4 protein-coding genes are annotated in these 14,411 nt (G+C 59.3%); all 4 read left to right on the plus strand.

Annotation, left to right across the window (positions count from 1 at the left end; genetic code table 11):
* Positions 1-145 precede the first annotated feature (145 nt).
* Positions 146-2,956 carry a virulence-associated E family protein gene (locus ABLN94_RS14340; RefSeq protein WP_352993382.1) on the plus strand — a complete coding sequence of 937 codons (2,811 nt, stop codon included), beginning with the start codon at positions 146-148 and terminating at the stop codon, positions 2,954-2,956.
* A gap of 978 nt (positions 2,957-3,934) precedes the next feature.
* Positions 3,935-6,976: a hypothetical protein gene (locus ABLN94_RS14345; RefSeq protein WP_352993384.1), complete on the plus strand. Its 3,042-nt coding sequence runs from the start codon at positions 3,935-3,937 to the stop codon at positions 6,974-6,976.
* Positions 6,969-12,386 carry a DEAD/DEAH box helicase gene (locus ABLN94_RS14350; protein ID WP_352993386.1) on the plus strand — a complete coding sequence of 1,806 codons (5,418 nt, stop codon included), beginning with the start codon at positions 6,969-6,971 and terminating at the stop codon, positions 12,384-12,386. The genes ABLN94_RS14345 and ABLN94_RS14350 overlap by 8 nt, the downstream gene beginning before the upstream one ends.
* Complete coding sequence (locus ABLN94_RS14355) at positions 12,383-14,350, plus strand: hypothetical protein (RefSeq protein ID WP_352993388.1); 1,968 nt, start codon at positions 12,383-12,385, stop codon at positions 14,348-14,350. Before ABLN94_RS14350 ends, ABLN94_RS14355 begins: the two co-directional genes overlap by 4 nt.
* The last annotated feature ends 61 nt before the right edge of the window (positions 14,351-14,411 follow it).

Consider the following 14,411-nt stretch of genomic DNA (forward strand, 5'->3'; position numbering starts at 1 on the left):
CGGTTTTCAATGGCCGTGGCAAGTCGCACAACGATCTCCTAGGCGATCTTTCGCCCGCCTAGGTTCCAAAAAAATACGATCAACCCAACGGGCCCAAGTGCCGATGCTGCACGGGTCTTGGCCGGTACTGCCAGGAGTAAACTCCGTGTCGAATGACTCCATGAAAATCAGCTTCAGCCTAGGATCAGGGAACAACCTGGGCAAACCAGAGAACGTCACCGAGACATGGGGCGATTACAAGAAACGTTTCAAGCACCCCCTGGTCACACAGGAAAAGTTCCACGAATTCAAGAAAGCTTCTGATGCTGAGCGGCTCCGTCTCAAGGGGGCCAATGGTTGGCAGATGCGCGCGCCCGTCGAGAAGGGCCAGAACCGCAAGCGAAACTCGGTTCTCCCCGGCTACCTCATCACGCTGGACTGGGATCACTTGCCCCCGGAGTTTTCCCAAGGGCTGATCACCGGCGACCGCCTGCCGGGCGTCGAGCAGATGGGTCACAGCAGCCGTAGCCACACTCCTGAAAAGCCGAGATTGCGGACGAGCATCCTGTGCAATCGAAAGGTGGCCCGCGAGGAATACGAGGCTGTCAGCCGAATACTGGCCCAGCAGATCGACCCGGGGCTGAAGCACGTCGACAAGGTCAGCTTCCGACCCGCCCAGATGATGTTTATGCCCACCGTTTCACGGGATATGAAGCAGCACTACGTCTATTTCGAGCATCCTGGCGAACCGCTCGATGTGGACGGTCTGGTCGAAAAATGGGAGATGCTGAACGGCCCCTCTTGCGACCCCTCGAACCTGCCCCGAACCCGCGACGAAGCCGTGCCGCGGGACGCCTCGGAGAAGGCAGAGGACCCGTTGCTGAAGAAAGGTCCGGTCGGACATTTCTGCCGGGCCTATACCATCACTGACCTGGTCGTGGGCAAGGGTGGTGAATTGCCGTTGCTAGACGGTATCTACGAGATCGACGACTGGGCGCAAGGGGCTGCCAGCCGGATGACCTACATCCCCGGTCACGGCCAGAACGGGGCCGTGGTCTACGAGGATAAGTTCGTCTTCAGCCACCATGGCTCCGACCCGGCAGGCGACATGCTCTGCAATGCGTGGGACCTCGTTCGGATGCACCTGTTCGACGGCAAGGACGACGATCAGGAAAAGCCGATGGCCCAGCGCGACAGCTGGAAGAAGATGGTGGCCTACGCCAAGGATCTCGGCCCGTATAGGCGCCAGGTGGGTCTCGACCGCTACGACATGTCGGCCATGCTCGACGATGCAGACGACATGGACTGGGTAGAAGGCGAGGCCGCAATCGATTTGCTGGGTTTCGACCACGTGACGGTCGAAGAGCGCCAGAAAGTCGCAGAAGCCGACGACGAAGAGATCGACGAACTGCTGGGTGTTCCCGTCCGTTCCGTCATTGACCACGGCCCGGATCGCTACCAGCGGCTCCGTGCAGTGAAGCCCCCGAAGGACTGGATCGCGGGCGAACTGGAACTGGACACCAACGGCAACATCAAGGCCACGATCACCAACATCGCCATCATCATCGGCAACGACAGCCGCCTGTGGCGGAAGATCGCGTTCAACGAGTTCTCCAACCAAGTGGTGCTGTTGTCCGACATCGCCACCCGGAACAGCCGAATCCCGTCCCTGAAGTGCCAAGACAAGGAACGGGGCACAAACTGGTCGGACATCAACGACATCGTCATCCGGGCCATTATCGAGGGTCCAGCAGGCCCGGGGCTGCCCGGCTACGGGACGCAGGTCTCCGACCGGAACCTCGTCGGTGCCGTCAAGCTGGCCGCCCGGCGCAATAGCTTCCACCCCATCCGCGAAATGCTGGATAACCACCGCAAGAACGGCTGGGACGGCAATGATCGCATCAGCACCTTCTTCAGCCGCCATCTGGGGGCCGAGCAGAACGACTACACGGCCATGGTGATGCGAATGATGATGATCGCGTCCGTGGCCCGGATCGAGAAGCCCGGGTGCAAGTTCGACTACGCCTGCATCCTCCAGGGCGGGCAGGGCATCGGTAAATCGACCACGATCAAGCTCTTGTACGGCGAAGATTACTTCGGCGAACTCGATTGCGACCTGGCCGACCGCAAGGCCGTGGCCGAGCAGATCAGCGGCAAGTGGGGCACGGAGATTCCAGAGCTATCGGCCTTCACCAAGTCCGATCACAACCACAGCAAGGCATTCCTTCGTCGCCAGCATGACGACGTGCGGATGAGCTACGACCGCACCGTCTCTGTTCTGCCGCGCCAGTGCGTGGTCTGGGGCACGACCAACGACGATCAGGTCCTGCGCGACGCCACGGGCAACCGCTCCTACTGGATGATCAGCTGCGGCGAGCAAATGATCGACTTTGCCGCGATCCTGCGCGAACGGGACCAGCTGTGGGCTCAGGCCGTGTTTGAGCACGACCAGATGCGCGAGCAGTATCCGCATGGCGACCTGCCCCTGACCCTGACCGGAGAGGCCTTGGAGATCGCCATGGGCGTTCAGGAAGAGGCTCGGCAGAAGGAAATGTGGGAAGAGTGGGTAGACGACATCGTCGAATGGGCCGAGAAGCCTATAGTCAAACGACACCTGCTGATCTCGATGGGGGCCGAGGTCAACGACATCGGTAGCGACGGAGATCACGACATGGTCGTCCGCGTTGGCTTCACGCAGCAACAGGCCGCCGTAGGGGCGCTAGGGCTTCGGGAAGGGGCCTTCACCAACCCAACACAACAGGTTGCATGGAACAAGGCCAAGGCCGAGCTTCTTAAGCGCGGCTTCACGACGTCGAACTGCCGGTCTGCCGGGATCAAGTCACGCTGGATTTTGTTACCAAACACGGACCCCGACCACATCTGGAAAGGGTATCGCCCCGTCGATGATTTGAAGCACACCGGGGATTCCCAGAGCGCGCTGAATGGATTCACCCACGACTTTGAGGACCTGATATGAACAATCCCCCGGGAGCCGAGTGGGTGAACTGCACGGTCATCGGGAGAGCCTACCAGCAGGAGATCGACACCACCCGTGAGGGGCACTACAGGTATCGAAAACTCACCCCGGGGTCCCCGTGGGTGGAGGGATTACCCCCAGAGCAACCCAAATCCTACAACCATAAGGCGAGGCCCCCACACGGGGGCTTTTTTATTGCGCTGTGGGGGATCGCTGTGGGGGACGTTTTGGTGGAACAGGGTGGAACGGTGGTGGAACACCCCCCCCCTGAATCGGGTTAACTCACTGAATCAAAACATGTTTTTCAGGGTGGAACACCCGGAACGGGGTTTGGCCCTCCCTTATAGCGCCCCGGCGGTCACACGGCCTCTACACCCCCTATATCGTATCGTGTGATGGCCGTAGGCCCCTAGAATCCGCTTCCCTCAGAATCCTACTCCAAAAACCCCTTTACCCTGTTCCACCCGTTCCACTAGGCGTTAAATCATTGGAATATAATAACATCTGCTGGAACACCCCCCTGTTCCACCCCGTTCCACCCTGTTCCAGTGATTTTGGGGTCCTGAGAGCGTCTTTCGGCAACCTACGGGGGAAATCCCCCAGAAATAGGTCTGTGTTACTGACATTCCCCAAAAACTCTGGGGAACCGGGGCTCAGCGCACCCCCCGGCAGCGCGGCGGAGGCCAGAGGGACCCGAGCGGTTCCACCTATGATTGCCCCGAAATACCACCAGGTGAAGACTGCCATGAGCCTATACCCTCGAGGTCCAACGGTCACAATCGTGGCCGGGCTGCTAGCGGGGTGTTAGGTGCCTAGTTGATCGAAATCAAGTTCCAGGAACAATGACGAGGCTAGGGTCGGGAAAGTCTCTCGGAATGGGTTTACATTCAGGAATTTTTATTTCTACGGTTGCAAAATGAAACTTCAGATCTCGCCGCCCGGGCTAAGAAACGGGGGGCAGAATTACAAAGAACACGAATGGAAGACCAAGAATACAAGTCTGTAAACAACGCGTTAAATGATTTTTTCTTCCAGGGCCGTTTCGAAATGCTCCCGGTGTACCTGGATCTCGAAGGGGAAGCCGAGGAGCAAATCGCCGAGGTTCTTGGTGTTGAACAGGACGAACTTTGTGACTTCATTGGTTTGACCGCGGCGCGGTCGCTCAGGTTCGACAAGGGAGATCCCTATATCGACCAGGCACGTTGGTTGATGGAATGGAGCCTCCACGGTCGCCGCGATCCGCCCCCGTTCACGGCGTTGCTTTGTGCGTTATCGATTGCCGCGGAGAGAATGGGCGCCGATGAAAATTTTTCTCCGAACAACTACTCGGATAGGTTGTTCGAACTTCTCGGCGTAAAGGATCCGACCTCCCAGCAAAAGCTTCGTCAATATGCCAAGTCAACGCGACAGTTTTGGCGAGCCCTGAACATGTGGCTTGCCGAGAACGATTTCCAGCTGGGCAGACCGACCGCGCGTGCGGTGATCGGCCACTGGAAATACGCGAGTTTCGGGTTGTCGCAAGCTCTTGTGAGGGATGCGGACAGGAAGAGGTTCACCGGGCTTTTCGAGAAGTACGACCTGGTGCCGGGGGAACCCGTGCCGGATGCCGAAATGGCGCTGCTTGTTCATGACTGGATGACATCGAACGGCGCCACGGGGCCAACTGTTTGGCTCAGAAAACTATGGCAATCAAGCGATCTAAGGCCCCGGGTTGTTTCCGCGGCGCTCGATGCTTTCGAAACGTGGGAAAGCACGGCAGGTGCCACGTGCGCGGGGCCTCGAAAGGCTCGCTTGCTGTGGCAAGTCGGCTTCACCGGATTCCCTAGGAAACGGGCACGGCTGTCCTTGGCGGTTTCAAGGGGTGGTCACGCCGAGGCCCTCGAGGAACCCGGGTCCTCCAACACGGGGCAAGAGCACCTTTTTCTCGAGGATGGCATGGAGCCGGGTCTTCAGTTCCTTGGCCCAGTGGGCTCGATCAACATCGATATGCTCTTGTTGAAGCCCCGTTCATTCATCGGGGTCGATAGCGGCACCACCTACGGCTACATCGCCAAGCCAATCGTGGCCCTGGCGCGGGCGCCGGACGGGCCAGTATTCCGGGAGGTGTCCCGGGTCAGCCTTTTCGAGGAGCACGCGATCTTGTGCCACGAGGCATGGCTGGAAAGGGTAGAGGGACACCTGTCCAAGTGTGCGCGGCCAGGCCACACGGTGCTGAGATCCTCCGACATGGCCGGTATTCCAGAAGGTTGGTGCATAATTCGCGGCGTCGAGATCGTCAGGGCAGTTGATAACGCGCATGACAATTTCCACGCGTTGAGCCCAATCGCGAGCGCCGCGGCAATTTCTTGCGTGGAAGGCCTGAAACTTGGTCACGGCACTTGGCACGTTGCCGCGCCACCCATGATCCAGGCCACCTCCGAAAAGCCCGGCTCGGCACTGGAAATCATTCGCGAGCAATTTGGCAAGAAGGACGAGGTGATCGCGAGGGAAGACGCCGCTGGTGACTTCATGGAAGCAAGTCTCACCGGGTCTTGCGTGGAAGCTGGCACGAATCTCCGGGCAGTCGTCAAGAACAAGTCAACGGAGCTCGCGGAAACATCTTTTTCTTTACGCTCCGCGGATGTTCCACGCCCGCTTGGGACAAAGCTGCTTTCACACGAAATCCTTGGAACCGGGTTCGCGCTTGAACCCGTGGCCACACACGGTCCCGAACAGGCGTGCCTCGAGGGGTGCGTCCTGCGCGGCGCGGTGATCGACGGTCCACACGGGTCCACCCCGGGTGATGCAAGGATCACCGTCGAAGTACCCGAGGGCGCCCTGGAAGAGACGGACAACCCGGAATGGTGTCACTCCAGTGACGCGGCCGTCCAGGCCAGCGAGAGTTGCGTTATCCGGGGGTACCACCACTGGGTCTACGAACCCTTCGAAAAAGATGATGATGTCTACGATGCCAAGATGGCAGAATGCAAGAATTGCCAGGTAAAGGCCCTTTCGCGAACCCGGCAAGTTGCCAAGGGAAATGCCAAGAAAATGGCGCAGAACCAGGTATTCACCCCGGCTCGCCGCGCCGCGAAACAGGGCAGTGAACATGGACCAAGCGCCGAATTGGTTCACGCGGGCATTTCACCTGATACCGTTCTTGATGGGCTTTGCTACCTTGGGCACGGGTCATGGCCCGCGTTCCAAAGACTCGCGGCAAGCGTGTCTTCCGAGCCCTGGTTTGCAAGTTCCTTGGCGGGTGAACTTTTTTCACTCGGACATCTCGATATGAACGGTCGCCTACTGTCGGCCGGGGGCGAATGGTCGGTGTCACCGCCCGCGATTGTAGTTGGAACGGATGGCAGCGGTTACCTTTCTGGTTTCCAGTCAAGCAATCTCCTTGAAGCGGTGGAAAATGCACTGTCCGTCGAGGGCGTGGTCTACGCGCCGTGCAGGGCGTCGAACCAAGTAACGGTTCACCGGTGGACAGGCTTGGAAGGCCTGGATCTCGAGGCTCTACTCGAAAACTTGGAAGACGCGCATGGCAGAGCGGTCGCGGTATCGCGCGGACTGGCGTTGACGATTTCCCGAAACGCACCTTCTTTCTCAGACGTGTTTAACCAGGGGGCACCAATCCACGTTGAACAGGTTGAAGGCCTTGCCAAGTTTGACACCCAACGGGCGCGCTGGAGTAGGGTCGAGCGCATGGACGGGGTGGGAGCGTACAAGCTCGGTCTTCACGGGACCAGGTACGTTTTCCAAGACGCCGATGGCGCGACAAGGCAAGTGGGCCACCAAGTGGCCAAGACGCTTGCAGCCCGGGCCGAGGGAAACTGGTTGCACGGGTATGACATGTCAACCGGGAGGTTCACTGCCGCACTCGGGACCGAGCCACCCTGGCTCTTTGCGCGTGCGCTTGTCGCCTCGAGCGGGTCTCTGCCGGCCATGGAGGGCGGGCGGGTCGTTTACGAACGCGTAGATCCACGGGTTGCAACAAACATATTGAGCAGAATGTACGGGAAGGACGAGAACATTGGGTAAAGCGACACCGGGAGAGGTTCTCGAGTACATCCAGGATGCCTACCACAAGTACTACGACAGTGCGTTTTGGCTGCGTGATGAATACCTCATGCGTGAACGGCGCGACTTGCTCGACGAACCGGGCCTGACCGCCCAGGAGATTCTCCTCGAGGCCGTTCTGGCTTATCCCTCCGAGGTGCCGGTTGCCGAGGCTTGCTCCGCGGCAGGTCTTCCACCAGCGGTCGCCGAGCATCTTGGCCACGTGGTCTTCGGGGGTAACTTCGACTTGCGCAAGCACCAGGCGCAATCCCTCGAGACCTCGCTGGCACCGAACACGGCCGAGAAACGCAACGTCGTCGTCACCTCGGGCACCGGTTCGGGCAAAACGGAAAGTTTCCTTGTCCCCGTCATCGCACGGCTTCTCCGGGAGCGATTGGGTAACGTTGGCAGTGGCGACCTACACAAGTGGTGGAACGAGAGTTGGGGTACCACGGATGCCTGGCATGGAAGCCGTTCGAGGATCGAGAACGGTCCTCAACCTGCGCTTCGAGCGCTCTTGCTTTACCCGACAAACGCGTTGGTGGAAGACCAGGTATCCCGCTTGCGTCGCGCCGCGACACGCGCGCGCGATATTCACGGCGCGCCTATGTTTTTCTTTGGTCGATACACCGGGGCGACGCCGGGGGGGACATTTGACCCCAGCGGGCACCTAGACGCGAAGGGCCGGCGGATCGTGAAGGACGCGGCCCGCGACATCAAGCAAATCGAGGCCGAGGCGGCCCGGCTTGCAGATCGCGACGAAGAGATCCGTGGCCAGTTTCAAGACCCTTCTTGCGGGGAGATGCTGACCCGTTGGGACATGATCGATGCGCCGCCAGATATCATGATCACCAACGTCTCGATGCTGAACGTGATGCTGATGCGCGAGCACGAGGCGCGCCTTTTCCAGCAAACCCGCGACTGGCTTGCAGCGTCGAAGGACAACCACTTTTCACTGGTGGTAGACGAGTTGCACGGTTACCGGGGCACGGCGGGAACCGAGGTCGCGCTGGTTATCCGCAACCTGCTCATGCGACTGGGACTGGAGCCGGGATCCCCGCAATTGCGTTGCCTCGGGACAAGCGCGTCCTTGGATGGCGAGGAAGGCAAGGAATACCTAGAGCAATTCTTTGGTGTTGATCGAAACACGTTCGAGGTTTTTCCCGGCGAACCGCGTGTGCCGGAGGCAGCGTTACCGGTCGACGGAGAAAAAATCGCCCCGTTCGCACAGGAAGCGATCGCCGGAAACGAGGAAGCACTCGACGAGATCATCGGTGCAATCTCTCCCCGCGAAACCCTCGGGGCCGCTTGCCGCGAGGCAGGCAAAAGGGAAGATGACGGCGCGATCGTGCCGGCGCGGTTGGGCGCCATTAAGCGTAGCCTGCTCGGCGAGGGTGGAAGCGAAACCGTATTCCAAGCCATCCTTCACGCGGCAGCGCGCGAGGACTCCCCTTCGTTCAAAAAACCTTACCCGTCGTTTCGCTCCCACATGTTCCTGCGCCAAATCCAAGGAATGTGGGCCTGTTCAAACCCGGAATGTGACCAGGTCGACGACGCCTACCGTGACCCGGAACGCCAGGTCGGTAAGATGTTCAAGCATCCGGCGATCAAGTGCGGGTGCGGCGGGCAGGTTCTTGAACTCCTTTATTGCTACGACTGTGGGGAGGCCTACCTTGGGGGCTACGTGACCCCTCGAGCGGAGGGTACCGAGGATGGGCAGGTTTTCTTGGAATCTGGCCCCACGGACCTTTCGAGCAACGTGCCCGGGCTTGTCAACGAGCGACCACATTCCAAGTTCCGGTGGTACTGGCCCGGGAAACAAGTGCCGGGTGGGGTTGCCCTGACTTGGCAACACACCGAACCGACCACGAAGAAGCAAAAGACCTTCGGATTCGCCTCGGCCAAGTACGACCCGCTTTACGGGCTACTGGAGAAGGCCCAGCATGGCGACACGCCCACGGGCACCATGTTTACCTGTTCCGGCGACGTGAATGCCCCCGCGCTGCCAGAGAAGTGCCCGGCCTGCGAGTCGAAAAAGAGCCAGCAACGGATCCTGAAGGCCTTTTTTTCGGGGAGCAGGGTAAACAGCCCGATCCGGGGCCTCCGGACGGGTCTGAACGTGACCACCCAGGTGATTGCCGATCGCGCTTCCACCAAGCTTGGAACCCCCGAGCGCACCGCCCAGATGATTGCCTTCACCGACAGCCGCGACGACGCCGCCGATGTCGCCGCGGGCCTGGAGCTAAACCACTTCCGTTCGCTCTTGCGACAATTGGTGTTTCGCGCCTTGAAACCCGGTGCCAGCTTCTCGATCGAGGCTGCGAGGGAAGTCGCTGCGAAAGTCCAGAAGGGAGAGACCCTCGACGAGCGCGAAACCGAGATAGCGGCGGCCATCAAGGCGCAAGGCACCGAGCTGCAAACCGCGTTGCTGATGCAATCGATGTCCATGTCTAACCCGGAACAAGACGCACTGGTCGAAACGTTCGAGCGGGGCGTGGTTAATGCCCGGGGAATTTCCTGGAGCACGCTTGTTTCTGGCGTACTGAACGATCTCTTGGCGCTTGGCGAAAACCCGGCGGGCACCGATGCATCCAAGCAGAAAATCGGTAACGAGCCGTGGTGGCGCTACTTTGATCAAACCCGGCCCAGCCCGGTGACCCGGCTTGACCCCAGCGTTGAGAACGAGGGAAGACAGCAGATCCGGGAAACATTGTCCTCGCTCATCGCGGCAGCGCTGTTTGATGCCGGCGGGCGCGACTTGGAATCCCTGGGCCTCGCTTTTGCCTGTCCAATTGGTGACCATTCAACAAGGTTGGGAATGCCTGATGGCAACGCGCGCGACTTGCTGGCAAACGTGGTGCGGTTGCTTGGTCAAGCAAGGCTTTACCAGGGAGGGGGCAGCAGCCAGTCTTCGACCAACATGCCGACAGGGGTTAGACGCTACGTTGAAAAAGTTGCCCCCACCCTAAGTCGCGACGCGTCGGATCTCGGTGAGATCATCGGGGCCTTGTTGCGCGACGAGGGGGTCATAAACGAGAACTGGGTCATACAGGTCGGACGCTACTCGAGCCTAAAGCTAGAGCTGGTGCCCATCCGTGACGGGCTGCATCGTTGCAAAAAATGTTCGAGGGTCTCTGCCAACGTGGCACTCAAGGTATGCACCTCTGTGAACTGCACGACCTCGGGGTTCGAGCCGATCTCGGAACCGGAAGACGACTACTACCGTTGGTTATCGGAAGAACCTGCCCACAGGCTCAACGTCGAAGAGCTCACCGGGCAGACGAAACCACTCTCCGAGCAACGACGCAGGCAGCGGTTATTTAAGAAGGCTTTCCTAGAGGACGAGTTGGAGCCGGTACACGGAATCGACACGTTGAGCGTCACCACGACGATGGAAGTTGGCGTTGACATTGGGTCGTTGGAACTCGTGATGATGGCAAACATGCCACCGCAGAGGTTCAACTACCAGCAGCGGGTCGGTCGTGCCGGGCGCATGGGGCAGAGTTTTTCCTATGCGCTTACGATTTGCCGCGGCGGTTCGCACGACGATTTTTACTACGGTAACCCGGAGCGGATCACGGGGGATGTCCCGCCTCAACCTTACCTTGACCTTTCCCGGCCAGAGATCGTGAAGCGCGTGGCGGCGGCGGAATGCCTTCGGCGTGCCTTTTCATCACTGGATGAACCCCCAGTTGGCTCGGCAAGCACGCACGGCGCGTTTGGCAAGGCCGCTGAGTGGGAAACCGTCTACAAGGCCAACATCTCAACTTGGCTCGCGGTAGATCCCGGCGTCGACACGGTCGTGGACTCGCTGTGTTACCTTGCGCCACTCGCGGAGGGACAGCCCGTCCAGATTGCAAGTTACTGCCGTAACGAATTGGCGGATCACGTTTCGAACGTTGTTTCGGATGGCCGCTACATCCAGGTCGAGCTCAGTGAGCGCCTCGCTACCGCCGGGGTTCTGCCGATGTTTGGGTTCCCGACGCAAAGTAGGAACCTCTTCAAGTTCAAGCGCGACGCGCGCCTAGACGACATGGTGTTAAGCGACCGGGCACTCGACCACGCCGTTTGGGCGTTCTCGCCCGGTTCTGAAATCCCGAAGGACAAGCGGATCTACACGGCATGCGGGTTCGAGCTGCTTCGGGAGTTTCGTGGTCGGGTTGAAAGCGATCCCGACCCGCTTGGGCCGAGCCTCGAGTTCTCCAAGTGTAGCGATCCCGATTGCAGCCATATCATGCAGGGTATCGAGGAGACTTGCGAGGTGTGCAGCCAGTTCGCGATGAAGTTCGATCTCTACCAGCCGAAGGGTTTCATCACGACCCCGGGCCAGCCCCGAGACTACGATGGCCAGCGCCAAAGAGGGCCGTCGCTTTCTCCCCCGGTCCTGGCTTTCAAGCCAAATTACGAAGAGGGGTTTTCCCTTGGTCCGGCGCGTGTCGCACTCGCGTCCGACGAGCCGATCGCGCTGGTCAACGATAACGGCGGGGAATTTTTCAAGTTCCGCAGAAAGTTCAACGCAATGATCGTGAACGACGAACACCTTTACCGGGATCGCCAGCCGCATCCCGAGCTAGACGGCGATCCAGAGGCGGAGGGCGCAATTGGAGCGGTGTTCAAGACCGACGTTATGACGATGCTGCTCGAGAACCTGCCCGGGGTGGGGTACAACGGCGTGCTGGATGTCGAGGGACAAAAGGCCGCCGATGCCGCCGTGACCTCTTTCGGCGAGTTCTTAAAGGTTGCCGCGGCGCGAGAATTGGACGTGGACCCGGCAGAGCTAAGGGTCGGGACGCAGAAATGGCGAATGGATAGCTGTGTAACCCGGCAACTCTACGTGGCAGATGCACTTGAAAACGGAGCGGGCTACAGCCGGCATATCTGTGACGCCGATCGCCTTCGCGGGTTAATCAGGACCCATTACGAGGACGTAAAGAAAAACTGGCACGACCCAACCCACGCGGACTGTGACCGAAGTTGCCCAGATTGCTTGCGCAACTATAATAACCGGTTCCTTCATGCTTCGCTTGATTGGCGACTGGCCCTTGATGTTGCCGAGCTGGTCTTGGGCGACCCCCTCGACACGTCGCGTTGGCTTGGGAATGCCCAGGAAATTGGACAGAGGTTCGCAGACCTGTGCAATCACCACGAGGGAAGTGTCCAGGTGGAGCATGCCGACGGCCTGGTCGCGGTCACTGGCGGTGGCCGGCTATCGCTTGTCTTGTCGCATCCCCTTTGGCATCTGCGTGAAGGCCTGGCCCAGGACGCCCAGAAGAATGCGAAACTATTGCTCGAGGCCAACCATGGCGCGGGTCTCAGGGTCGAATTCGTGGATATCCGGGATTTTGCGCACCACCCGCAAACCTACATCGTCAAGATGTTGGAGGCCCAATGATCACGATCATCGGCGCAGAGGGATCGAGCGAGTACCAGGCCGCGGTACTTGTACGAAATGCACTGGAAGCAACATGGCCGGGTGTAACGGGAACGCCTAGGGAGGTCGACGATATCCGTATAGCGGTCAGCACCAAGCTCTCGGGTTACCAGGTGCAAGACATCGACATCGTCTTGGTTGGCCGCTTTGCCAAGCCACGCATGTTCAAGCCATTGCGCGTTATCCGGGGAACCTCGGGGAACAAGCTAAACACACGCCCGATCATGGTTGAAAGTTTCGTGGTCGCGATAGAGGTCAAGGACCATGATGACCGCGGGGTTCGCGCCGTTGATGACCAGGTAGAGGTCAAGTACTCGAGAGGAGGTCCGCTTCAGTGGAAGAGTGTAACGGACCAGAACGTCAAGCAAATGCATGCCCTAAAGACCTACTTGTCAGACATGCACGTCGACGTTTTCGCGCGTCGCTGCATGGTCTTTCCAAGCCTTGGTTCGATCTCCGCGCCTAGCGCGGTGGCCGGAAGCTTCAACGGTCACCAGTTAATGAGCGCGATCGCTTCTTCGTCGCCACTCTTGGAGCGCCGGGGGCAGGGGCTGCTTTCAGCCGGTGACAAGGAAACGATCGAGAAAGTACTGGCTGCACCAATCTTTAAGCACGCGATCCCAACCCGACTCGACCGCGAGCGAATGGATCGCTTAGCCGCGAAAAACCCGGCCATCGATGGTATACTCGAGACCCTGGGCGACGGGACAGTTTTCCTAAGAGGCTTCGCCGGCACAGGTAAAACGGTTTTGCTCCTGCAGTCAGCATGGAAGCTTTTTCGTTCGGAGGGCAAGCGAACGCTAGTGTTGACCTACAACCATGCCCTTGCTGCCGATATGCGCCGCCTCATGTCGCTTGCCAATATCCCGTCTTCAGTGGAAGCGGGAGGCATTCGCGTGGGAACGGTGATGTCCTTCTTGTACACGTGGTTTTCCAAGCTCGGGCTTCTTGGTGAAGGTCCACTAGACTTCACAACCTATCCCGAGCTTTGCGCCGAGGCGCTTGAGCTCATCGAGGGTGGTGCGGTCACCCGGGAAGACATCGAAAAAATCATCTACGGCGATCCAGATTTCTTTGATTTCGACCACGTGTTCGTCGACGAGGGGCAAGATTGGCCAAGTGGAGAAACAGCCCTGCTAAAAGCGCTTTACGACCCGAAGCGGCTCTGCGTCGCGGACGGTGTTGACCAACTCGTTAGAGGTACCCGCGCAAACTGGCGCGCGGGATTGTCTCGAGACAAGCGAAGCACTTTGCCCCTGGAAAAATGCCTGCGCCTCAAGCGCAACCTTTCGTTGTTCGTTTCCGAGATCGCGCGGGAGACGGGAAGCGCTTGGGACGTCGAACCTAACCCAGCCGCCGGGGGCGGAAGGGTGGTCATCTTGGACAAGCCTTACGCGGAAGCGACGACGTTGCACGACAGGCTCGTCGAGGACCTCAAGGCAGATGGGAACGATTGCGTCGACATGTTGATCTGCGTTCCTCCGGATGGCGTAGTCGATGGCCAGGGTCGGCGCACGAGCCTAGTTGGCCGGGAAATGGCGGCTAGAGGGAAAGAACACTGGGATGGCGTCGATCCGATGGCGCGCTCAGATTTTCCGCGCAGCCCAGGCCAGGTACGGCTCGTGCAATACGCCTCGTGCCGAGGTCTAGAGGGATGGACTGTCGTGCTAGACGGGTTTGACCGTTTTCTCGCTGAGGTTTTCGAGAACAAGATGTCTTGCGGTCTCGATTCTTCGGAAGAAGAGGGATTCGTTGACCTTGAGAAGGCAGCCATCGGAGAGGCTTGGCGGTGGGGGTTAATCGCATTGACACGTCCGATCGACACCCTCGTTATCCAGCTCTCAGATCCCGGGGGGCGGTTCGGCTCCCAAGTCCTTGAGGCGGCGGGGAAGTTCCCTGATTTTGTCGAAATCCTAGGTAGCTAGAACACCGTTCAAACTTGGAGGCAGGCAAACGAGCATTCGATTTGGTCCCAACATGTTGTAA

Origin of the sequence: Ruegeria sp. SCP11 (assembly GCF_040329455.1) — a bacterium.
GTDB lineage: Bacteria > Pseudomonadota > Alphaproteobacteria > Rhodobacterales > Rhodobacteraceae > Ruegeria > Ruegeria atlantica_E.